At 45.1% G+C, this 23717-nt stretch carries 18 protein-coding genes; 4 read left to right on the top strand and 14 right to left on the bottom strand.

Going from position 1 to position 23717, the window contains the following annotated elements; translation table 11 throughout:
* Positions 1–154 precede the first annotated feature (154 nt).
* On the top strand, positions 155–1372 hold the full coding sequence (locus AC1DCV_RS04955; protein ID WP_477022139.1) for an NAD(P)-dependent oxidoreductase: 1218 nt from the start codon (positions 155–157) through the stop codon (positions 1370–1372).
* Position 1373: 1 nt separating this feature from the next.
* Here the strand turns inward: AC1DCV_RS04955 and AC1DCV_RS04960 are convergent, their stop codons facing one another.
* The 5 genes from AC1DCV_RS04960 to AC1DCV_RS04980 form a co-directional block, all read right to left on the bottom strand.
* Positions 1374–4166, bottom strand: coding sequence for a T9SS type B sorting domain-containing protein (locus AC1DCV_RS04960; RefSeq protein WP_477022140.1), 2793 nt, complete (start codon positions 4164–4166; stop codon positions 1374–1376).
* A 38-nt stretch (positions 4167–4204) separates the two neighbouring features.
* The gene (locus tag AC1DCV_RS04965) at positions 4205–4927 is read right to left on the bottom strand and encodes a tRNA1(Val) (adenine(37)-N6)-methyltransferase (RefSeq protein ID WP_477022141.1); all 723 of its coding nucleotides are present in this window, start codon (positions 4925–4927) and stop codon (positions 4205–4207) included.
* 2 nt (positions 4928–4929) lie between these two features.
* Complete coding sequence (locus AC1DCV_RS04970) at positions 4930–7065, bottom strand: alpha-L-fucosidase (RefSeq protein WP_477022142.1); 2136 nt, start codon at positions 7063–7065, stop codon at positions 4930–4932.
* A gap of 182 nt (positions 7066–7247) precedes the next feature.
* A complete protein-coding gene (gene tsaD / locus AC1DCV_RS04975; RefSeq protein ID WP_477022143.1) occupies positions 7248–8252 on the bottom strand; it encodes a tRNA (adenosine(37)-N6)-threonylcarbamoyltransferase complex transferase subunit TsaD in 1005 nt (334 codons plus the stop codon).
* Between the two features lie 79 nt (positions 8253–8331).
* Positions 8332–9585 (bottom strand): ABC transporter permease, encoded by a 1254-nt coding sequence (locus AC1DCV_RS04980; protein ID WP_477022144.1) that lies wholly within the window; start codon positions 9583–9585, stop codon positions 8332–8334.
* A 102-nt stretch (positions 9586–9687) separates the two neighbouring features.
* Between AC1DCV_RS04980 and AC1DCV_RS04985 the strand changes: the two genes are divergently transcribed.
* Positions 9688–11271, top strand: a complete 1584-nt coding sequence (locus AC1DCV_RS04985; RefSeq protein WP_441575911.1) for a peptide chain release factor 3 — start codon at positions 9688–9690, stop codon at positions 11269–11271.
* 284 nt (positions 11272–11555) lie between these two features.
* Here AC1DCV_RS04985 and AC1DCV_RS04990 read toward each other — a convergent pair whose 3' ends face one another.
* The 7 genes from AC1DCV_RS04990 to AC1DCV_RS05020 all read right to left on the bottom strand — a co-directional run bounded on the left by AC1DCV_RS04990 (position 11556) and on the right by AC1DCV_RS05020 (position 16682).
* Positions 11556–12053 carry a hypothetical protein gene (locus tag AC1DCV_RS04990; RefSeq protein ID WP_477022145.1) on the bottom strand — a complete coding sequence of 166 codons (498 nt, stop codon included), beginning with the start codon at positions 12051–12053 and terminating at the stop codon, positions 11556–11558.
* Positions 12025–13947, bottom strand: a complete 1923-nt coding sequence (locus tag AC1DCV_RS04995) for a menaquinone biosynthesis decarboxylase (protein ID WP_477022146.1) — start codon at positions 13945–13947, stop codon at positions 12025–12027. The genes AC1DCV_RS04990 and AC1DCV_RS04995 overlap by 29 nt, the downstream gene beginning before the upstream one ends.
* Positions 13948–14053: 106 nt before the next feature.
* Complete coding sequence (locus AC1DCV_RS05000; RefSeq protein WP_477022147.1) at positions 14054–14371, bottom strand: hypothetical protein; 318 nt, start codon at positions 14369–14371, stop codon at positions 14054–14056.
* A 56-nt stretch (positions 14372–14427) separates the two neighbouring features.
* Positions 14428–14760: a hypothetical protein gene (locus AC1DCV_RS05005; RefSeq protein ID WP_477022148.1), complete on the bottom strand. Its 333-nt coding sequence runs from the start codon at positions 14758–14760 to the stop codon at positions 14428–14430.
* Positions 14761–14992: 232 nt separating this feature from the next.
* Positions 14993–15907 (bottom strand): type IX secretion system protein PorG, encoded by a 915-nt coding sequence (gene porG / locus AC1DCV_RS05010; protein ID WP_477022149.1) that lies wholly within the window; start codon positions 15905–15907, stop codon positions 14993–14995.
* Between the two features lie 122 nt (positions 15908–16029).
* The gene (locus AC1DCV_RS05015) at positions 16030–16377 is read right to left on the bottom strand and encodes a DsrE family protein (protein ID WP_477022150.1); all 348 of its coding nucleotides are present in this window, start codon (positions 16375–16377) and stop codon (positions 16030–16032) included.
* A 68-nt stretch (positions 16378–16445) separates the two neighbouring features.
* Positions 16446–16682, bottom strand: a complete 237-nt coding sequence (locus AC1DCV_RS05020) for a hypothetical protein (protein WP_477022151.1) — start codon at positions 16680–16682, stop codon at positions 16446–16448.
* Positions 16683–17136: 454 nt separating this feature from the next.
* Between AC1DCV_RS05020 and AC1DCV_RS05025 the strand changes: the two genes are divergently transcribed.
* Positions 17137–18057, top strand: coding sequence for a helix-turn-helix transcriptional regulator (locus AC1DCV_RS05025; RefSeq protein ID WP_477022152.1), 921 nt, complete (start codon positions 17137–17139; stop codon positions 18055–18057).
* 83 nt (positions 18058–18140) lie between these two features.
* Here AC1DCV_RS05025 and AC1DCV_RS05030 read toward each other — a convergent pair whose 3' ends face one another.
* On the bottom strand, positions 18141–19226 hold the full coding sequence (locus AC1DCV_RS05030; protein WP_477022153.1) for a family 20 glycosylhydrolase: 1086 nt from the start codon (positions 19224–19226) through the stop codon (positions 18141–18143).
* Positions 19227–19413: 187 nt separating this feature from the next.
* Between AC1DCV_RS05030 and AC1DCV_RS05035 the strand changes: the two genes are divergently transcribed.
* Positions 19414–20511, top strand: a complete 1098-nt coding sequence (locus AC1DCV_RS05035; protein ID WP_477022154.1) for an AI-2E family transporter — start codon at positions 19414–19416, stop codon at positions 20509–20511.
* A 71-nt stretch (positions 20512–20582) separates the two neighbouring features.
* On the opposite strand, the gene AC1DCV_RS05040 is transcribed toward AC1DCV_RS05035, so the two are convergent.
* Positions 20583–23717 (bottom strand): efflux RND transporter permease subunit, encoded by a 3135-nt coding sequence (locus tag AC1DCV_RS05040; protein WP_477022155.1) that lies wholly within the window; start codon positions 23715–23717, stop codon positions 20583–20585.

The raw sequence follows: 23717 nt of genomic DNA on the forward strand, positions 1-23717 counted from the left end.
ACCACAAACAATTACAATCAATCAACACGCTCTATTTTATTCGTAAAACTTTTTTCTTCAACTCGCTATTTTTCTCCTAAAAACCACCCCTATGGCCATTACACCTTAACATTTCCGGCATCTCCCGGTTCATTAAAATACTGTAAATTCAAAGATGGAAAACACGATACATATAGGACTGATCCGGGAAGATAAACATCCACATGATAACAGGGTGGCCTTTACTCCCAAACAATGCCAGTGGATCATGCACCATTTCCCACAGGTACGGCTATACGTACAACCATCTCCCCTGCGTTGCTTTACGGATGAAGAGTATGAAAAAGCCGGTATCCCATTGCAGGAAGATCTCTCCGGATGCGCCATACTCCTGGGTATTAAAGAGGTTCCCGTAGATAAACTGATAGCAGGTAAAACCTACCTTTTCTTCAGCCATACCAAAAAGAAACAGCCACATAACCAACACATGCTGCAAACGATTCTGCAAAAAAATATTACGCTGATCGACTATGAATGCCTTGTACATCCTGATGGACAACGCATCCTGGGCTTCGGCTTCTTTGCCGGTATTGTGGGGGCGCACAATGGATTGATGGCTTATGGCGAAAAAACAAAAAGCTTTCACTTTAAAAGAGTACATACCTGCCACGACTTCCAGGAACTGATCGCGCATTACTTCGGCATCAAACTGCCGCCCGTAAAAATCGTGATTACCGGCTCCGGACGCGTTGCTGCCGGGGCTTTGGAAATCATGGGCCTGCTCGGCATCAAATACCTCCCGCCGGAAGAATACCTGATTAACAGCTACGCCTATCCCGTATATACACAATTGAAAGCAGGAGAACTATACCTGAAAAAAGATGATAAAACATATAGCAGGGCCGATTTTCACGCACATCCGGAAAACTACGAATGCCGCTTCCTCCCTTATGTTACCGCCAGCGATATCCTGATGAACGGCATCTACTGGGACCATAATATCCCTCCCCTCTTCCTCGCCGAGGACCTGAAAAAAGATAATTTCCGCATACAGGTCATTGCTGACATCACAGATGATACCAATGGCTCTATCCCCTGCAACCTGGGAGATAGTACCATAGAAGACCCCGTATACGGCGTTACAAAGGATACAATGGAGCAAACAGCACCCTATCTGCCTGACACCATCGACATGATGTGCGTCAGCAATTTACCCAACGAACTGCCCCGGGATGCTTCCCAGTACTTCGGTGATCAACTCATGAAATATGTATTTGAAGAATTACTGAGAAACGACAGCGACATGATCAGTCATGCCACCATCGCCAGTAAAGGAGCACTCACACCAGGATTTGATTACCTGGAAGATTATGCAAAAGGTATCTCCCGATGAATTATCGTAACAAATGAACCGCCCCTTTCAGCTGCTTCTCTATACCGTCTATGTTTTTATACCGGACAAAATATACATAGCTGCCTGCAGGCTGCAACGCTCCCTTAAAGGTACCGTCCCACCCCTGTGACAGGTTGTCGGCAGAAAAGACTTCCATCCCCCAACGGTTAAATACCCTGAACTCCAGCAATACCTGTCCATTAGGTGTACGTAACCGGAATATATCATTCTGTCCATCTCCGTTAGGTGTAAATGCAGTCGGCAAAAACAAATCTACCGAACAGTCCTTTGCCAAAGTTCGCAAGGTAGTCGTGCCACATTCATTGATAACGTCTACCTGGTATATACCAGGATAGCGGATAACATGCACATTTCCGGTGGCACCATTTTCCCATATATACTTATCAAATCCCGGTTGAACAGTGATCGTAAGTGGCCGACCGGCAAACAGACAAACTTCCGCCGCCATCGTTACCCTGGGTTTTTCCTTTAACGACAGGTAAGTAGTAACGATGCTGTCACAGCCATATATGGAAAAAAACTTGCTGGTATACGTGTTGGCGGTAAATACCTGTCTGCCGTCCGGCAACGTATAGGGGCGACCGTTACACACCGTATCATATACTTCCTTACTATAGACCGGCAATACTGTTAACCGGGTAGTGATAATACTATCACACCCCTGGTAAGTACGCAGCGGTGAAACATAGGTACCCGATTTGGAAACAACACGGCCATCCGGCAAGGTATAGGGTACGTTATTGCACACACTCACCTCTTTCGAAATCCGGTAATTGGGATGGATATTTACCTGTGAAACAATAATGCTATCGCAACCCAGATAGGTAGCGAGATTTGAGGTGTACTGCCCGGCGGTTTTCACGATGCGGCCATCCGGTAGCGCATAAGTATTCCCTTCGCAAATATTGATCTCTTCACGGATATTATAAATAGGATTCATTGTCAATATAGTAGTGATGATACTATCGCAACCCAGCGAAGAGGTAAATGCAGAACGATAGGTAGCAGCTTTATCAACTACCCTTCCATCCGGCAACTGATAATTGCTGCCCTGGCAAAAAGCAGCCCTTACCTGGTAATCGGTGGGAGGTACAGTCAGGGTAGTGGTAATAATGCTATCGCAGCCCTGGTAGGTTTTAACCGACGCAACATAAGTTCCGCCAACATTTACTTTACGCCCGTCTGCCAGCTGATATTCCTGTCCACTGCAAATCTTGACATCTTCTTTTAAATGATATGACGGCAATACTTTTAAGGTAGTAGTGATTACGCTGTCACAGGTATTGAGTTTTCTTTTTAAAGTGCTCACATAAGTACCGGCGGTACTTACATTTTTCCCATCCGGCAAAATATAAGTATCGCCACTACAAATGGATGTGGTGACCGCTTCCTTTGTACCACCGCCTATGGTTATCTGCTGTACTTTTTCGTCTGTACTACAGTGCTGTGTTACCGTTGCTTTTACTGTATATGTTTTATCACTGGCATATATATGTTGAGGAGACAGCGCTGTAGAGGTGGTGCCATCGCCAAAATCCCACACCACATTCGTTACCCCGGTTTCATTGACCAGCTTAAAAGTGGGCGTTCCTTCACAAATATTCGAAACCGTAAAATCTGCCGGAACATATAAAAAGCTGTTTACAAAAGTGGGAAAACACACCGATGTTTTCCGCAGGCCCTGACCAGTGGGATCCATGTCCATCCCATCCTGTTCAAAATTACAGCCCATTCCCCTCACATCCGACTGGTGAATAAGACCTACATACCGATAACCACTTATCTTTTCATATCCAACATAGATACGCCTGTCCGGTCCCATCTGAATACTTCCTATCTGCAAAGGACTGATAACACTGGCCACCGTTATCTGAGACGCATTCACATTCGCCGCGGTAAGGTCATATTGATAAATACGGCTCCATATCTTATAATTCATGCTCACTACATACAGCAACTTTCCGTCGGATGAAAATTCCGTGCCTAAAGGGAAAACCACATTAAGTGTTTCGAACGGCGCACTGATGACGCCTGTGGTATTATTGAATTTTAAAAGATCGACCTTGCTCATTTGTCCTTGCTGCATGGCAGCTAAAGTATGTACAAGTGTTCCCCCATCATCGGAAAATTTGAGTATCCCTGCTTCTTCCCAGCCCCCGGAATGAATAACTGCACCGGTGGTATACACCGAAGGCGCTGATATACCCGCCGATGTAACCAGGTACACGTAATAATCAGCACTTCCCACCGCATGGGTTATCACCCAAAAATCCCTTCCGTTACAATGCCGGGTAGCACTTATTTTCTCTGTACTCAGGTTATTACTCAGCAACGCTGTATTTTTTGTGCCGGGAACAATATCTCCCATGCCATTGTCCAACGCCATATCCACCAAATTGTAGCGAAATCCTTTGTCGGTCATGGTAGTAAACAAGTAATACTGTCCCGGATGTCCGGGAAAGGGCACAACCACTGCGGACTGAGAACTGGAAGGATCTCCCTGTAACCCTGTACCATCAGGCATTACCTGGTGTTTTGCGTTCCATACAGTGCTTCCTTCTGTATAAAATAATAAGTCACCTGTGGAGCCATCACAAATAGTGGCCACCCCTTCACGGGTATAGGTTTGCCCATCGGTGAGAATAGAGGCGGGCGTGGTATTAAAGTTGATACCGGCGTTATAGCCAAAATACCATCGATAAACTTCTTTCTGAGCCGTAGCTGTAAATACAGACAACAGTAACAGGCAGAAGCAAACAATTCTTCTGTGCATAATAAGGATAAAATAGCGGAGCGAAAGATACTAAATACTTACAGATACAGGTAATACGGCGTCAACAGTGAAACAAATTCATCGGTATACAAACGGTTGGCATCATGTATTGCCAGCTMTTTTATAGTGGTATCCCCCATGCTCCGGCCAAATATACCCACCGTCCGGAAAAAGCCATGGTTCACGCTTTGCCGGATATACAATACCTCCCGGAGCTGAAATCCGGCTATTAAAGCCAATTCCCGGAAAATCTCAAAAGCCGTATAAGGCAGGAGTACGGATACTTGTCCAGATGGGGCCAACTGCCTGTCAATAGCCCTGATCAGCTCCTGGTAACTCAGGTTAGTGGCATGCATCGCCTGGTCTTTCTGTGCATGCCCGCTTTTCAGTGCACTTTCATAAAACGGCGGATTAGTAATAATGAAATCATAGGACAATCCGGTATCCATTTTTCGTATGTCCGTTTGCGTGAGAGATAACCGGTTGGCCCATGGAGAAGCAGCAAAATTATCCAGTGCCTGTTGTGCCGCGGCAGGATCCAGTTCCACGGCTGTGATGGTGGCAGGGATACGCTGCGCCAGCATCAAACTAAGCAACCCTGTGCCGGCTCCTATATCCAGTATAGCCGGCACCGCTGTATTTTTATCCACCAGGTATTGCGCTGTAAAAGCGCCTTGAATACAGGCATCTGTACACACCTTCATGGCGCAATGCTCCTGGTGAATGGTAAACTCTTTAAATTTAAAAAATGTATTCGCCATCTTTATTTTGAATCAATCACAACAGCCAGGTTAGGCATCCGCAGATTGCGATGCACAGATACCGGATCGGCCTCACGGATCTCACACGTTTCTACTTTTCCATTTCCTTTTACCACTACATCCAGCGACTGCACATATAATACCTGTGGTACATTGCGGTTAATCGCTACTACAGACTGCTTCGCAAAACGGCTGTATGATTTTACCACCAACTGGTTCCTGCCTGCTTTCAAAGATAACAGCACTACTTCTGTAGCCACTCCCCCTCTTTCAGGATTATTATGTAATACCTGTTCTTCTCCATTCAAATATACTGCAACGCCATCTCCACTGGTGAAGCCTACCAGGTAACTACCCGCTTTGGCAGTGGTAATTTCCTGCAAAATATATTGTGCTACACTTCTGTCGGCGTCCCATTTTATCAGTGCATCATTCTGCCAGTCGTTGTGAAGTGTCCATGCTTTACTATCGTTATTAGGCCATGGCTTTGCAGGATCTATATCTTTCACCGATCCATGGGTACCATCAATCCCTGACCAGAAAGGACCAGCGCTATACATAGGCCCCCACTGCAAACCAGCCGGATCATTATGCAGTGGCGTAGTAGTACCGCCATTCAGCAACACCTCTTTGGTAGTACCATTCAACGTAAAACGAATACGTCTGCCTTTTTCTGCATCGCTGTAGATCAACTGCAGGTCGGCTGGTTTCGTAGCGGTAAACGCCCAGGAATCACCTACCTGGCTGCGGTAATAGCTTTCGTAGTCCACGCCGGAGAAACTGAATAACGGTGTAGCGTTATCTCTTGTCAAACGGGTAGCCTGCTTCAACAAATGCTGCGGGGTAATACTCACCCCGTCTTTACAGGTAAGCGATAATACCGCAATATCTTTGTCTGCAGCCGTAAAACCGGCAGGCAGCTGGATATGCGTATTGCCACCTTTGACGGTTATCTTAACCGGCACTTGCTTGCCACTGCTCAGCAGCGTCACCTGGCTGATCTTACTGTTCAATCCAGGTAAAATAATAGCCCTGTTTGCTGGTGTCTGTAATAAATGCAGGTATAATTTACCGGGTTTGGTAGTGACTTCTCCCCAGGCAAAAGTAGTATCAAATGGGTTCGCCGATGCGCTGTAAATGGCTTCGCCATTGAGTTTCAACCAGGTGCCATTCAACAGTAATACATCTCTTTCAAAATCTACTACTGACCCATCTCCACGTGGCCCGATGTTTAACAGGTAGTTGCCGCCGCGGCTCACCACTTTAATCAGCCCTTCCAGTTTCTCATGTGCTTTATCTTCCGCTTTACCATGCTGCTGCCAACTACGGTAGCCCCATGTTTCATCATACACAGAAGCCGGTGTTTGCCAGGCAGACGCAATTTTATAATCAGGATACTGATTGTCTCCCATCACACAAAAATCGCCGGCATCATTGCCCAAACGCCCACTCACCATACAACCTGGCTGCAGCCGATGTACTATTTCTGACAGTTCCCTACTCTGCTGCGCTGTCAGGGAACCCATATCAAACCAGATTTCTGACACCGGACCGTAATTGGTCATCAGCTCGGTCACCTGTTTCTTATTATATTCATGATGCTCCGGTGTAATAGGATCACTATTGCTGCTGGAGATAGGATATGCCTGCGGAAAATGCCAGTCGATCAGCGAAAAATACATCCCGAACTTCAGGCCGTTACGCTGACAAGCATCCGATAATTCTTTCAGTACATCACGTTTAAACGGTGTGGCATCTACTACATTATAATCTGTATAAGCAGAATGAAACATGCAAAAACCATCATGGTGCTTCGATGTCATCACCACTGATTTCATGCCCGCCGCCTTTGCCAGTAAAACAATCGAGTCTGCATTCCACTGCTCTGGGTGGAATCTTTTAGCCACATCTCCATAAACATCACTATAAATACCAGCATGCGATTGTATTTGTTCACTATACCCCCRGGTAACAGGCTTACCTTCCCAAACGCCGCCCAGCGTAGAATAAATAGCCCCCCAGTGGATGAACATGGAATATTTCTGGTTCTTCCACTCCGTATGTGCGGCCAGTTCCTGCGCCGACACCAGTTGAAAGGTCATCACCAGACCCAGTAAAGCAATCAAGATTTTCTTCATAGATAATTTGCTGTTATAACCAGACATAAAGCTAAATCGATTGAGGCAAGGAAAGGAATAGGATTTTATCCAAAGCTGGTTTAAAATAGCTTTTAGCCGTTAGCTTTTAGCTTTTAGGAAATGCAGCGGAGATTAACATATTATGATCTCCGCTGCATTTCCTAAAAGCTAAAAGCTAAAAGCTAAAACGCTGCTCTCGCCGTGGGCACCACGTCCAATGCAGCAAAATCGCCTGCCAGGAATTTGTAATAGGCAGTAATCGCAATCATACCTGCATTGTCGGTACAATACTCAAATTTTGGAATGAAAGTACGCCAGTGGTGTTTTTGCCCATATAGTTCCAGGGTCTTCCGCAAACCACTGTTGGCACTCACCCCGCCAGCAATGGCGATATCACGTATACCCGTTTCCTCAGCGGCTTTCACTACTTTATTTAACAGGATACTCACGATGCGCTGCTGTATGGAGGCGCAGATATCCGGCAAATTCTGCTGAATAAAATCGGGATTTTTCTGCTGATTTTCCTGCAGAAAATATAGTATCCCCGTTTTCAATCCGCTGAAACTGAAGTTCAGCTCAGGTATCCGGGGTTCCGTAAATTTAAAACGGTCAGGGTTACCGCTTTGAGCATATTTATCTATTAACGGGCCGCCGGGGTAAGGCAGTCCCAGGATTTTGGCACTTTTATCAAAGGCTTCACCGGCGGCATCATCCAGCGTTTCGCCGATCACCCGCATTCGCAACGGACTTTCACATAAAACGATCTGCGTATGACCACCGGAAACAGTTAAGCACAAAAAAGGAAAGTCAGGTTTGGGATCATCTATAAAATTAGCCAGTACATGTGCCTGCATATGGTGCACGCCTATCAGCGGAATGTTGAGCGCCATAGCCATAGACTTGGCAAAGCAACTCCCTACCAGCAAGGAACCTATCAGCCCCGGCGATTGGGTAAACGCAATCGCACTCAACTCCTCCCTTTTTACGCCCGCCGTTTGCAGGGCGATATCCACTACCGGTACAATGTTCTCCTGGTGAGCCCTGGAAGCCAGCTCCGGCACTACTCCTCCATACTGTTCATGTACTTTCTGATTGGCAATGTGATTGGATAATACCTTTCCATCTACCAGTACCGCCGCCCCTGTATCATCACAGGATGATTCTATCGCTAATATTTTAACAGACATAAGCTACAAAATTAATAAAAAAAAGGCGGGAAAACCCCGCCTGTACAACAGCATCACTGCTGCCAAAATATTTATCCGTCTAATTACTCCGGATAGCCACCACTGGATCCAATCTGGCCGCAATATAAGCCGGGATAAACCCTGCCAATACCCCTACACCAACGGAAACTACCAAACCGGCAATAAAGGCACCAACGGATATAACCATTTCAAAGGAGCTCACCGAATTAATAATTATTGTCAGAAGATAAACCATAAACAATCCCAGCAAGCCTCCGAATAAACAAAGACACACAGATTCCAGCAAAAACTCCATCAGGATAATATTGCGGCGGGCGCCGATAGCTTTTTTCAGCCCGATGATATTCGTTCGTTCTTTTACGGTCACAAACATAATATTGGCAATACCAAAACCTCCTACTATCAGGGAAAAGAAGGCTATAAAGCCGCCGCCAAGATTGATAGCGCCAAACATGGAGTTCAGACTGTCGTTGGCAGAACTGATTTCATTCAGCGCAAAATCATCTTCCTCCCTCGGCCTTAACCTGTGTGTAGCCCGCATTACCCCTCTCAGCTCGTCTTTCAGCTGATCAAGGCCCACACCAGGTCTCGCCTTCACCAATATATAAGGATCGGCAAAACGACGTTCATCTACTACAGTTCGTGCAAACCGATAAGGCAGGATGATCGCATTGTCGAAACTACCTGCCCCGATCATACTTTCTCCTTTTTTCTTCAGTACACCTATCACTTTTACATCCCGCCCGGCTACCTTCACCATCTTACCCATGGCGGATTCCGGAGAAGAAAACAAGCCATCCCAGATGGTAAACCCGAGAATGGCCACGTTGGCGCCACTATTACTCTCACTGTTGGCAAAAAAGCGTCCATCGAGTATCTGCAGGGTTTGTATCTGGTCAAAATCATTGGTAACCGCCATCATCGTCACCCCATCCATATAATCATCACCAAATTCTACTTTCTTGCCACTGGCATCAAAGTTAAAAGACGCATACACGGCACTGTGCACCTTATCTTGTATCGGCTTTAGATCTTTATATTCAGGCTCCGGACGGTTCATATATTTCCACCACGCATATTCACCATTACCTCCCCAGGGCCACTTCTGCAAATAAATCACATCCTCTCCCAGATCGGACAAATCCTTTCTGATGTTATGTTCCAGGCTGCCAGTCAATGTAAGTACCGCAATAATACAGAAGATGCCTATGGTAATTCCAAACAACGATAAAAAAGTGCGCAGCTTGTTCACCCGCAGCTCCTGCATCGCCATTTTGAAACTATTCCATAATATTTTAAGGGTTGCTATCATATTTCAAATTTAGCGGATTTATGTTCACCGGCAGCGCCAATAAACACGAAATATAGCCGGACAAAAAATTTAGTTACCTTTGCTGCCATTTTTCGGATATTTATGAAGTACGCTAACGAAATCAGTAAAAGAAAATCCTTTGCTATCATCGCTCACCCGGATGCCGGTAAAACCACCCTGACAGAGAAATTCCTCCTGTTCGGCGGTGCTATTCAAACAGCCGGTGCGGTGAAGTCCAATAAGATAAAGAAGCATACCACTTCGGATTTCATGGAAATTGAAAGACAGAGAGGTATCTCGGTAGCCACTTCCGTTATGACCTTTGAATACCGCGATATCCTGGTTAATCTCCTGGATACGCCCGGTCACAAGGACTTTGCAGAAGATACCTACCGCACACTGACGGCAGTAGACAGCGTAGTGCTGGTGATCGACTGTGTGAAAGGGGTGGAAGAACAAACCGAAAGATTGATGGAAGTGTGTCGTATGCGCGATACGCCTGTTATCATCTTCGTGAATAAAATGGACCGAGATGGTAAATATCCTTTCGATCTGCTGGATGAACTGGAAGAAAAGCTCAGCATCCGTGTAAGACCACTCAGCTGGCCCATCAACATGGGTAGCGACTTCAAAGGGGTATATAACCTGTATGATAAAAGCCTGGTGGCCTTCCTGCCCAACAAAAAAGCCACTGATGAAGATATCGTGCCACTGGCAGATCTCAGCAGCAGCTACGTGGACGAACATTTCAACGCAAAAGATGCCGCTCAGTTGCGTGGCGATGTGGAACTGATAGAAGGCGTTTATGACACCTTCAACCGGGAAGATTACCTCGCCGGCAAACTGGCACCGGTTTTCTTTGGTAGCGCCGTTAACAATTTCGGCGTGAAAGACCTGCTGGATACCTTCGTAGACATCGCTCCCATTCCCCGCAACCGTACCGCCACCTCCCGCGAAGTAGATGTAAATGAAGACAAATTCAGTGGATTTGTCTTTAAAATACATGCGAACCTCGACCCGCGTCACCGCGACCGTATTGCGTTTCTCCGTGTTTGCTCCGGTAAATTTGAACGTAACAAGTTTTATCACCATGTTCGTTTAGACAAAGACGTTAGGTTCAGTAACCCCTACAGCTTCCTCGCCCGTGAAAAAAATGTGGTGGATGATGCTTACCCGGGAGACGTAGTAGGGTTATTTGATACTGGCAACTTTAAAATCGGTGATACCTTAACGGAAGGCGAAAACTTCTACATTACCGGCATTCCAAGCTTCTCTCCTGAACTGTTTAAGGAGCTGGTAAACAAGGATCCGATGAAGACCAAACAGCTGGAAAAAGGTATACGTCAGCTGACAGACGAAGGGGTTGCCCAGTTGTTTACGCAGCATGGTGGCAACCGCAAAATCATTGGTTGCGTAGGTGAACTGCAGTTTGAAGTAATCCAGTACCGCCTCCTGCAGGAATATGGTGCAGCGTGTCAGTTTAACACCCTTCAGTTCTACAAAGCCTGCTGGCTTACCGGTCCTAAAGATAAAATAGAAGAATTCATCCGCTTTAAATCTTCCAATATCGTGGAAGATAAAGACGGCCACCTCGTTTACCTGGCGCAGTCCGAGTGGTACCTGAATACCGAACGCACCAACAATCCGGATATTCAGTTCAATTTTACATCAGAAATCCATAAATAATAGAATAGCTCTTAGCCATTAGCCTTTAGCTTTTAGCAAATGCAGCGAAGATCATAATATGTTAATCTTCGCTGCATTTGCTAAAAGCTAAAGGCTAATGGCTAAAAGCTAAAAAAAGCCGCTTCCCGTGAACGAGTGCGGCATTGCTTGTACGACCAACTCAAATTATTGCTTTAATTGAGAATATTTTGATTTAGGTGTGTATCGTGTGTTACACAAAAGTAGGTACAGCAATGCCAGGGGGGGTATCGAACCGGGAAAATGATTTACGCAATCGGGAATCTTTAGTCTTCTGAGATGGAGTACTGAAAGATATACTCCTCTATAGTGCCGTCCCGCATGCCTTCTACGCGGGCATCCAGGTGACGGGTATCTTTAAAACGATAAGTAATTTTTCTGGGGAAATCATTGTTCAGGTCTTCTGCAACGAAGCCTACCGGTTTTAATACCCGTAATCGCAGGCGTACAGGCACTGTTGGCTGATGTCCTTCGTAAACAGGCATAAAGTACATGTCATTACCTCTTCTGGTGAGCAGCATGGTTTGCTGTAAAGCACTGTCAGCACCCACTATCCGCCAGGTTTTACCGCTCCAGGTAGAATCATTTACCCGGCTCCAGCTTTCCACGATCGTACTTTTCCGGGTGTTCATCTTCCAGGTACCCTGTAGCTTGTCCAGCAAGTGAAAGTCTGCGGTATTGGCCTGGCCGGCTGCAGGAACGCTGCCGGCCAATAAAGATAACAGGAGTATATATCTACTGTTGTACCACTGCTTCTTCGCCATAAATCTGTTGTTTGTATTTGAGAGATGGAGACGCAAGGAAGGGTCCCAGGCCCAGCTCTCCCCATTTGGCATCTATTTTACTGATAGTGGCATCATCCGCCACAATAATATTAGGCCAGTCCCGCTCAAAGTTGTCCAGCAGCCTCGTTTTCAGGGTACCGTCCATACCTATGCCACCAATATACTTCCCTGCCTCTGCAGATGGCTTATTGATCACAAAGCTGTCGCGCTTAGGGTCCAGGTTATTACAGAAACGCCATAGTGCAGACGCCAGGTCGCTCACATCAACAGTATGCTCTACATACAGTATCATTTTTATGCCTGCCAGTGCAGGCAAGGTATATAGCTGTTCGTTCAGCTCACGTACGTGGAATGGACGGCGCTTTTCTACCGCTACCAGCATACAGGAGATGTCGATCGCCAACAGGTTACTGTTAATACCCTTAATTTCAGGGAACTGCTGCATAATAGCGGCGGTATCTATGGCACGGGGAGCAGCTACCTGTAAATAAGCGGTATCTGTTTCCTCTTCATACTTGCGGGTACCATCGATACACATCTTACCACCAAAACCCATTTTGGAACAGGAGTGATCCAGTACATCCATAGGCCCCTGGCTCAGGTAAATATCTGTAGCCGGGTTAAGATGACGGAAAACATGTTGTGCCAGTTGTTTATAATCGTTGATCTTTACCCCGTCATCTGTTACTACCAGGATCTTGTTGAACATCATTTGTCCGGCTCCCCACATCGCATTCATTACTTTCTGCGCTTGTCCTGCATAATCCTTTTTGATCTGTGCGATCACCAGGTTATGGAAAACCCCTTCTACCGGCATTTCCATATCAATGATCTCCGGCACCAGCGTCATTTTAATAGGCGCCAGAAAAATACGTTCTGTGGCTTTTCCTATCCAGGCATCTTCCTGCGGAGGAATGCCCACTATCGTTGACGGATATACGGCGTCCTTACGATGCGTAATTGCTGTTACATGAAATTTAGGATACCAGTCGGCCAGCGAGTAGTAACCGGTATGGTCGCCAAACGGACCTTCCCATATCAGCTCTTCAGATGGTTCTACGTAACCTTCTATCACAAAATCTGCATCTGCCGGTACTTCAATTTCCGGTTGGGTAATACATTTTACCAGCTCTACTTTCTTTTTACGGAGAAAGCCTGCCAGCATGTATTCATCCACGTTTTCCGGGAGTGGTGCAGTAGCAGAGTAGGTATAAACGGGATCTCCACCCAGTACTACGGCAACGGGCATACGTTTATTTAACTTCTTATATTCCATAAAGTGCTTGGCAGACACTTTGTGTTTATGCCAGTGCATACCGGTCATATCCTTTTCAAATACCTGCATACGGTACATGCCAACATTGCGGGTACCTGTCAACGGATCTTTGGTATGTATTACCGGCAGTGTCACGAACGGACCACCATCTTTAGGCCAACAGGTAAGCACCGGCAGTTTGCTGAGGTCCGGGGCTGACATCACTACTTCCTGGCAGCTGCCTTTTCCACTCACTACTTTGGGCATCCAGGAGGCAAACTGTCCCAGTTTGGGCAATAACGCCAATTTATCGAGGATACTTTCTTTAGGCTTGGATAACAGTTTAAAAAGATTTTCAATTTCACCGGCTACATCATCCAGTTCGTGTACACCCAGCGCCAGGCACATACGCTTATAACTGCCCATGGAGTTGATAAGAACCGGAAAATCTGTTCCGGTATTTTCAAACAGCAGTGCTTTACCTCCATCTGGCGATTTGCTTATCCTGTCTGTTATTTCAGCTATTTCCAGTTTAGGGTCCACATAGGTTTTAATGCGCACCAGTTCTCCTGCCTGTTCCAGCGTATCTATAAAATGTCTGAGATTTTTATATGCCATGTTTGAATCTTATTACCAATCAACAAAAGTAACCATCCCGCACCGCAATAAAAAATGCCCCCCATTAAATAATGGGAGGCATTCATTTTATTCCATTTTTCAGTTATCAGTTCACAATAGTAACACCCGCGTGGAATACGGCTCTCGGCCTGGATGGATAATAGCGTACAGGTGCAGGTACCGGCACTGGTACAACCGGGTAATAAGCTGGTTGCATATATACCACCCTTCTTCTCGGACGATAGCAATCATCATCCCATCCACGGCGGTATTCTCTTCTTGGTGGTTCACATCTGTCCCGCTCCCAGCGGTCGTGTCCATGTCCGCGACCATGATCACGATATCCGCGATCGTATCCTCTTTGTGCATAAGTAGTCAGCACTGTGCCGCCCATCAGCAGCATCAATAACAATACTTTTTTCATGTTGTGTGGTTTTTAGTTCAAGATCGGTTGGCAAATAAAAGTTGTGGTGTATTTATTTATAGAGGAGATCCTATTACTGTTACATTATTAGCAACATAATCCGTTCCCGGATATCCGACGTAGCTATACCTATGATAAGTACGATGATGAGGCTTATGATGCTTATAATGACGGTGAGGTCTGTATCCTGGCCTTGGTGGATGCGGCGGCATTGGCGGCCTTGGCGGATGCCAGTGATGCGATGGCCTTGGCGGTACCGGCGGATGTGGAAAATGTGCCGGCAACGGAGGCCTCGGTGGCAGCGGTGGATGTGGCGGCCTGTGTTGAGCAAAAAGACTGGCGCTACCCACTGTCAACATCACTGAAGCTAAAAACAAAAACTTCTTCATGGCACTTCTTTTTCGTTAGTTATAACAGGTAGTTGCACACCAACTTATTTTTGCGGCTATCGTTTCATTACTATCTCCGCGATTTGTGATTCTGCTGTCCGCCATAAGCTGGTGGCTGCGTTATTACCTGTTTGAACTCATAAATCCAACAACTATGCCAATAAAAAAATCCCGGCTTTAAGCCGGGATTGCAGTACTAAATAACCCATTCAATATATTAGTAATCAATTTATTACGGTCTGAGTATCGGACAACGGGTAGCTTTCTGTTTACCCCATCCGCGATCACCGCCCAAACGATACGTAATGGTAAATCCGGAGAACGCATACCAGTCCTTATGTTTGTCAGAACCACGAATAGCACCATCCGCGGGATAAGTCCCAGGAGTAGTTCCTTTAGCAGTTAATTCATCACCGCGAAAAGCCATATCCACTGCCTTCTGGCCACGATACGCCAGCAATGTATTCTGATCTACGTAAGTGGTACTTACGTCATCCAGGTAATCGGTAGTGGTAGGGCGGAATCCTATTTCAAATCCAAGGGTCCAATTGTCATTCAGTATAGCTTTTACACCTGCTCCAAAAGGAATGGAAATAGCCATAAGGTCGTAAGGCTGACGGGTAGGATACTGCGGTAATCCCTGTCCTTCTGTACCTAGTGGGCGAAGTCGTACACGGTTACCAGACTGGTCTTTCGCAGTAGGATCAAACCCAAATCCACCGATGCCCACAAAAACGTAAGGCGTAAAGCCTTTCTCATCCAGGTCAAAAAAATTGAATTCTCCGATCAGGCTTCCCTCCAGCACATTTGAACGAAAACTCAGATTCCTCGCTATCAGGTCTTTCGATGAATTGGTACTATCAGCCCCGGTGGCTATGCCCCAGGTAATGGCTGCCCGAATAGTGAGGTAACGGTTAATATCTTTTCTTACCAACAAGCCAAGTGCCGGGCGGGTGTACTTCATATCTACCCTTTGCTGGGTCAGATCTCCGCTGTAATTGCTAATGCMCAGAAAAGCGCCTACGTGCCAGTCCTGCGCAAAGGTGAGAAATGGAACTGCCATGAATAACAACAGTATTCCGGTAGATTTTGTAAATTTCAATGTATTAAAGTTTAAGAGGTTAGTCCTTTTCAATCGTGCATCCATTTAACGTTATTATTACAATTTTTATTTGGTGCTCCCCCTCCAATAGTTTTCACACGTATACCGGCACGGTTAATAAAATGTAAAAATAAACTAATAAACCAATTAACTCATAAACAATTAATCTAACATCTTATATAAGCCCATCCTTCCTCCTGCCGGCTGATCAGATGAAAGATTCCAGCAGGGACAATTTCTGTCAAAGGCAGCAACTGGCTTGTCTGTAGCTGACGGCCATTCAGGGTATTCCGGCAAATAAGAAATTTAACAGCACGTTCCTGCAAAGACAGCACCTTTTCATACAAGGGATTCCCATCTATGAGTAAAAGATTCCATGCATGTCCATGCACAATTACCTCTACGGCTATACGTGTTTGCGTGGCTGCTGCCTGTTGGAGAAGATTATGGAGCTGTCCCAGCATCGACAACTGCACATCGGATTCACCGGATGTGATTTGAAAAACTACCTGCATGGGGACAAACCTAACCAAATATTGGTAAAACCAATACTAACAAATCTATAAAAGGTGGATGTCAGGACTTAGCTATGATCCTCTTTATGTTTTGTACTGTACAGCTCATACTGTACCTTTCTCAGCTTATCTTCCAGCTTATGATATTTCTCTTTTACCTCGCGTAACTGGTATAATAGCGAAGCTTCTCTCTGCTCCTGTTTTATCAGGTTGATATTCGCTGTTTGTAATGCCCTGAAATGACGGAATAATAATACCCATCCAAGGCACAACAATAAAAATAAAATAACGATGATGGCTATCATAATAATAAGGTTATGCGACCTGTATCTGCTATGTTTTTACCGCCTGGAAATGGCGTTGCGCTGCCGCAACTCCACAACAGGATTGATAGGACAAAATATGTTGAATGCTATAAAATCCGTATTGAATTACCTGGCTGGAGCTATGAACATGACACTCCTGCCAAAGTTATTTATTCCCATGATTAACGGTTTGTCCATTTTAGCTTTTTCTACTATTTCTTTTAAAATAATAGGAAGTCCCAAGACCAAAATTAAACATATTATGAATAATAATACTTCAACAACTTTTATATCATATTGATATTCAATAATATAATACGATATAAAAATTTACGTATCCGGTAATCATAAAAAAAATTAAATTAGATATAATGTTCATGTAGAGAAAGATTGAGTTTTGATGAAATCAGCATGTACCGAAATCCACTGAAAATCATTTAAATCCCCATATTGTATGTCCGCCCTTCTGTCGAAAGAACAACTCGAAAATTTTGCTTTACAGGGTTTATCCTATGCAGATGATCATGTCAGCGACCCATTTAATATTAAAGATGTTTCAGAAAGACTGGGAATCTCCTATTCTTATTTCTACCACAATTTCACAGAATACATGGGAGAACCGTTCTGGCATTATGTAAAGCGTCACCGGCTGGAACTTGCTGCCGGCCTGCTCCGGCATAGTGGCTATAATATCGGTGAAATAAGTGACCATTGCGGATACGCTACCACAGCAGCTTTTAGCAAAGCTTTCAAGCAACATTTTAAAGAAAGTCCAAAGGACTTCCGCCGCATTATTATTTTGCCTAACGAAAGAAGAACCCTTCAGATTACAGAAGGTATCACCGCAGCCTTTGGCAGCGAAGCATTCGGCGGTTTATTCAGCTATGAACGCTGTGAAAAAGTAAAACTGCCAGATAGTATACTCTATTATTCCCTTATTTCCCGGGGACAGGATCCTGTTGCTGAAATGATTGCCAGGATGACCCAACATTATACTTTATTTAAAAAGATGCAGACCTTGTACGACCTGCCTCAAAGCAAGATCATTACCGGTACCCTGGATGCTGTTCCAGTTACCGATTATGAGAAGTTATCGATGTTTGCCGGAATCCATATTCCGTTGTCAGCTACCGCTGCACATCAGCAACTGCAACAAAATTTTTCTTACCTGATGACAAAAAGAATCACCGGAGGCAACTATCTCAAACTACCCGTTCCTATGGATTTTGCTACAGCAGGCGTGCCTATGTATAACTTTATCAGTATGAACTGCAAAGAAGGGATCTTTAAAATGAGCGGAAATCACTTTTTCATTTCACTCAATGGTCCGAGTTATTCTGAAATTTTTATTCCGTTGCTCAAGAAACATTACTGAAGAAGAATTACGGAGTTGTGAGAAGATAGTAAACGCGGAGAACATCCGCTATTATCTTCTCACAACTCCGTATTTCGTAATTGCTATTTGGTAAATACTGCCCGGAAACAGTTGGCACTCGTATTCACAGTATCCTTCTGTGGCTTACTTCTTCCGTAAAATTCATCCAGAAAGCTACCCGCATCAGACCAAACTGTTTGCATCATTCCCTGAAAACGCGGTTTCATTTCATTGGTAGCCGCTATACGGTAATCATACATATCCTTCAGTTGCAGCTTTGCATTCTCCGGCATTCTCCACGGACAGGTAATAACAGACAATCCTTTCATGGCAAAATAAACAGGTGTTTTATCCGGTCTTTCGTAATGCCAGTCGCAGATCATCACATCTTTTGGAACCAGGTCAACGGCCCGGTGAGTATTATTCATACTCGCCTCCCAGGCACCTAAACCAGTAGTTTTACCTTCCAGCAAACGATCACCCCATATCCACAACGCACGGCCCTTCTCGGCCAGGTGATTACGGATCGTCCATACTTCACCGGCAAACAGCTCCGCTTTGTCTTTGCCTCCGCAACGCGGACACTTCTCTTCTCCGATGTAAAACACTTCATCCATACCTGCATGAAAAGCCGTTGACTCAAACGCATCACAAATCTCATCTACCAGCTCAAAAACAATCTTATGAACTCCCGGGTGCAACGGGCAATAGCTTTTGCAATACAAACCATCCGCATTAGGCCATTCGTACTTTACCGGCATCTTTACCCATGGCGTTTCATCAAAGTCAGGATACAACTTCAACAGGTTGGTAGTGGTACCTGCCCATGACTGATGCCCCAGCAGATTAATCTGCGGAATCAACCGGATATTATGTTTACGACAGGCCTGGACCAGTTGTTTTACCTGCTGCTCGGCAAGACTGCCGGGATCACGCAACTCCGGATGCGACTTAAACTGGTAATTAAAATCAACACGAAGCACCAATGTGTTGATATGTCGCGGCGCCAGCTCCGTTTCTATAAACCTGAGAAAAGGAGATAGTCCGTCCGCTCTGGGTGCGGCTATACAAAATCCACGTACAGGCAAAGTATCAACCGGCAGGGGTTTTGCAAAAGAAAAAGAAACACCGCTACAAACAAGCAATAAGAGGGCAAATAGTTTTTTCATAAGTCTTTGAATTTTTTATCGGCATTTTACCAGCTGCCAATAGCTAATGGATAAAAGCTATCCGGCATTCCAGTAAAATAATGAAAGCACCGGGGAACTGCAATCTTTTCATCCAAACAAATGTATAATAGCTATTGTAATGTTATACACGTTGATTTTTAATATCTTTGATAAAAGCACTAAATCTATGAATGAGTTTAAACTACCGTTTAACGCAAGACTCACCTTCACCCTGTTATCTATCATTCTGGTTATTTATGTGGCACATATTGGCAGTGGCATTATAGTGCCTCTGATGTTCGCCATGCTGATTGCCATCATGCTGCTGCCTGTAGTGCACAGGCTGGAGAAATGGCGCATTCCCCGTGGAATGGCAGCCGTTCTGGCGGTACTGCTCTTTATCATCATCATCGCACTGATCATGACGTTGCTCGGCAAACAAATGGAATCTTTCATTTCGGACTTCCCGCAACTGCAACAAAAACTGGTGCTGGTCATTAGCTCCACACAAGACTGGGTGAATGCTAAATTTCATATTAACTCCAGTACCCAGTTAAGCTACATAGAGAAAGCCTTGATGGGTACCCTGGGAACCGCCACCAGCTTTCTCAGTCAAACATTTCTTTCCCTTTCCTCCCTGCTGGTATTTGTAGTATTTGTATTCCTGTATGCTTTTTTTATTCTCTTCTACCGAAGGTTACTGGTATCCTTCCTGATAAAAATCTTCAGAGAAGAACATCGTGACAAATTACTCAAGGTGATCGCGAGCACCCGTTCCATCATAAAAAGCTATGTAGGCGGACTGATGATAGAAATGGTTATTGTAGCCATTCTCAATACCGTGCTGTTCTTAATATTAGGCATTAAATACGCCATCCTGCTGGGAGTAATGGCCGCTATCTTTAATATCATTCCTTATGTGGGCATCTTAACGGCCGCTATACTTATCATAMTGGTTACCCTGGCTACGGGCACGCCTATACAGGCTTTACAGGCGGGTATTGCGTTGTTCCTCGTACACGTACTCGACAGCAATGTGTTATTTCCCAGTATTGTTGGTTCCAAGGTAAAGATCAATGCGCTTATTACCATTATAGGCGTGGTACTGGGCAATATGCTATGGGGCATACCTGGTATGTTCCTCGCCATTCCTTCAATAGCCATTATCAAAATCATTTGTGAAAATATCGAAGAAATGCACCCCTGGGCTATATTGCTGGGAGATGAATCCAAGCCCAAAGTGAAAAAAATAAAAAAGATAGATCCGGATGAAACACCGGCCTGATATAGCATATAAGTAAGAAGTTGCTCCGGAATTACCGGAACAACTTCTTACTTATAATCAACAACCAATTATTATTGCAATGCAGGATCCCCTGAATCCTTCTTCAGCATTCTCCGGTATACCCAATAAAATATAATCGGGAAAATAAACAGATTGAAAAAAGTATCTGTAATTAATCCTCCTATCACCACCCGCGCCAGCGGTCTCGCTGTTTCTGAGCCGATGCCCATACTGGTAGCTGCCGGCAATAGTCCTATAGCCGCCATCATGGCCGTCATCACTACAGGTCTGATCCTTGACTCCACCCCTTCCAGGATGGCATGCGCCAGACTGAAATGAGAGGCCTTGTGCATGTTCCGCACATTTGTCTTGAATTTTGATAGCAAGATCACCCCATTCTGCACACAAATTCCAAACAAGGCAATGAATCCTATACCCGCAGAAATGCTGAAGTTCATGCCCGTAAGCCATAAGGAAAAAATACCTCCTATAATTGCAAATGGTACATTCCCTAACACCAGCAAAGCATCTTTAATTTTGCCAAAGAGTATAAACAGGATCAGGAATATCAGTAATAAACTAATAGGCACCACTTGCATCAGTCGCCTGGTGGCCCGTTCCTGGTTCTCGAAATCGCCCGCCCATTCAAGGGAATAGCCTTTGGGCAGATTTATCTGCGCTCCTACTTTTTCCTGCGCTTCTGCAATGGTACTGCCAAGATCCCTGCCCCGCACAGAGAATTTGATGGCCCCATAACGCATATGCTTATCGCGGTATATCATACTGGGCCCAACGATATGCTGTATCTCCGCGATTTCTTTTAATGGAATTTTATTGCCCCGTATAGTCGGGATCGTTAGATTACCAATGGAAATTTCACTCTCCCTGAAATTTTCGGGATAACGTATCCGAAGATCAAAACTCTTCTCTCCCTCGTATATGCGGGTAGCCGCTTTACCGCCAATAGCCATCTCTATCACAGAGTTGGCGTCTTCTGTGGTAACACCATACAGCGCCATCTTCTGCTGGTCGAGGTTAATCCGTAATTCCGGCTGCCCGATATTGCGCAGGATACCCAAATCTTCAATGCCATGCACGCCCTTCAGGATCTTTTCTATTCTTTCTTCTTTATCTTCTATCAGTTTAAAATCATCTCCGAACAGCTTTACTACAATAGATCCCTTTACTCCGGACACTGCTTCTTCCACATTGTCCATGATAGGTTGGGAAAAGTTCAGGGTAATTCCAGGAATCCCATCCAGCTTATCATTCATCTTCTCTATCAAGGCGGTTTTAGACAGGCCACTCTTCCACTCCTGCTGCGGATAGATATCTACATGCAATTCAATATTATAAAAACCAGTAGCATCCGTACCATCATTAGGCCGCCCGGTTTGTGACATCACCTGCTTTACCTCGGGAAAAGTGAGCAACTTCTTCCGCATATCATTGGCTACTTTCACAGACTCCTCCAGCGAAGTACTCAACGGCCCGGTAGCCCGGATGTAAATAGCGCCTTCGTTGAGCTGAGGCAGGAATTCAGTGCCCAGAAACCTGAAACAGTATAACCCAAACGCCAGTACGATCAGCGCCCCGGTAAAGGCTATACGCCGATGCCGGAAACAATAGTTGAAGATCTTCAGTGTGGTACGGTTAATGAATTCCAGGAACACGTTATGCTTTTCCCGCACATTCTTTCTCAGCAACACACTGGCCAGCGCCGGCACCAGGGTAAAAGTGAGTATCAGGGCTCCCAGCAAGGCAAACCCAAGTGTCCAGGCCAGTGGAGAAAACATCTTGCCTTCTACTTTTTCAAAAGTAAAAATGGGTAGTAACCCGGTGATGATAATGAGTTTTGCAAAGAAAATGCCCTTTCCATTTTCCAGGCAGGCTTTTCGGATCATCCCCAGCTTACTCAATTTATTGAACCGTTCCATCCCTACATCTTTTGCTTTCCGGTCCAATACCACAAATATGCCCTCCATCATCACCACAGCCCCGTCTATGATAATCCCGAAGTCAATAGCCCCCATAGACAGCAGGTTGGCGCTCATCCCCTTTATGCGCAAACAAATGAATGCAAAGAGCAACGCCAGCGGAATCACCACCGAAACGATAATGGTGGTGCGCCAGTCGGCCATAAACAGGAACACTATTACCGTCACAAAAATGATTCCTTCAATCATATTGTGCAGTACGGTATGGGTAGAGAAATCAATCAGATCTTCCCGGTTATAGAACGCCCTGATCTTTACATCGTCAGGTAAAATGCGTGTATTCAGCTCCGTTATCTTCTCTTTCAATGACTTGATCACCACTGCAGGATTCTCTCCTTTACGCATCACTACAATCCCTTCCACTACATCATGATCCATGTCACGGCCTACCTGTCCCAGTCGGGGCAACGCCGACACACTTACTTCTGCTACATCCTTTACCAGTATAGGCGTTCCGTTGATATGGTCTACAATGATGTTTTTGATTTCATCTACATTGTTGAGAATACCAATACCCCGCACTACATATGCCTGTGCATTTTTAACGATCACATCTCCCCCTACATTGATATTGCTTTTAGACAATGCCTGGAACATTTCCTGCGCAGTAATATCGTACTGTACTGCTTTGTCCGGATCAATGGTCACCTGGTAGATCTTCACTTCTCCCCCAAAACTTACAATATCCGCTACACCCGGCACAGACAGCAGGTTGCGTTCAATCACCCAATCCTGCAATGTTTTCAGCTCCTGTATGGAAAGCTTGCTGCTCTCCAGGGTATACCGGTAAATTTCTCCTGTAGGCCCATATGGGGGCTCTATTTCGGGATCTACCCCATCCGGCAGGGCGGCGGAAGTAATGTTATTATTAATCTGTTGCCTGGCAAACGTGTCATCTACGTCATCATCGAAAATTACTTTTACAACAGATAGTCCGAATAAAGAAGAGGAACGGATATGCGTTTTTTTCTGCGCCCGGTTCATGGCAATCTCTATGGGGCGTGTTACAAATTTCTCCACCTCTTCAGCGCTACGGCCCTGCCATTGAGTAATAATAGTAACAGAGGTATTTGTTACATCCGGAAATGCATCTACGCCTATCTGCTTAAAGCTGACATAGCCGGCAATCGCCAATACGCCGGTCGCAAAAAAAATGAAGTATTTATTGCTTAAAGAAAAAGCAAGGACTTTCTTTATAAACTTGTTCAT

The sequence above is a fragment of the Chitinophaga sp. 10T418 genome (genome assembly GCF_056394125.1).

Coding starts and splice junctions, on each gene's coding strand:
- AC1DCV_RS04955 (WP_477022139.1), top strand. CDS start 155: ATGGAAAACACGATACATATAGGACTGATCCGGGAAGATAAACATCCA.
- AC1DCV_RS04960 (WP_477022140.1), bottom strand. CDS start 4,166: ATGCACAGAAGAATTGTTTGCTTCTGCCTGTTACTGTTGTCTGTATTT.
- tsaD (WP_477022143.1), bottom strand. CDS start 8,252: ATGTCTGTTAAAATATTAGCGATAGAATCATCCTGTGATGATACAGGG.
- AC1DCV_RS04980 (WP_477022144.1), bottom strand. CDS start 9,585: ATGATAGCAACCCTTAAAATATTATGGAATAGTTTCAAAATGGCGATG.
- AC1DCV_RS04985 (WP_441575911.1), top strand. CDS start 9,688: ATGAAGTACGCTAACGAAATCAGTAAAAGAAAATCCTTTGCTATCATC.
- AC1DCV_RS04990 (WP_477022145.1), bottom strand. CDS start 12,053: ATGGCGAAGAAGCAGTGGTACAACAGTAGATATATACTCCTGTTATCT.
- AC1DCV_RS04995 (WP_477022146.1), bottom strand. CDS start 13,947: ATGGCATATAAAAATCTCAGACATTTTATAGATACGCTGGAACAGGCA.
- AC1DCV_RS05000 (WP_477022147.1), bottom strand. CDS start 14,371: ATGAAAAAAGTATTGTTATTGATGCTGCTGATGGGCGGCACAGTGCTG.
- AC1DCV_RS05005 (WP_477022148.1), bottom strand. CDS start 14,760: ATGAAGAAGTTTTTGTTTTTAGCTTCAGTGATGTTGACAGTGGGTAGC.
- AC1DCV_RS05015 (WP_477022150.1), bottom strand. CDS start 16,377: ATGCAGGTAGTTTTTCAAATCACATCCGGTGAATCCGATGTGCAGTTG.
- AC1DCV_RS05020 (WP_477022151.1), bottom strand. CDS start 16,682: ATGATAGCCATCATCGTTATTTTATTTTTATTGTTGTGCCTTGGATGG.
- AC1DCV_RS05025 (WP_477022152.1), top strand. CDS start 17,137: ATGTCCGCCCTTCTGTCGAAAGAACAACTCGAAAATTTTGCTTTACAG.
- AC1DCV_RS05030 (WP_477022153.1), bottom strand. CDS start 19,226: ATGAAAAAACTATTTGCCCTCTTATTGCTTGTTTGTAGCGGTGTTTCT.
- AC1DCV_RS05040 (WP_477022155.1), bottom strand. CDS start 23,717: ATGAACAAGTTTATAAAGAAAGTCCTTGCTTTTTCTTTAAGCAATAAA.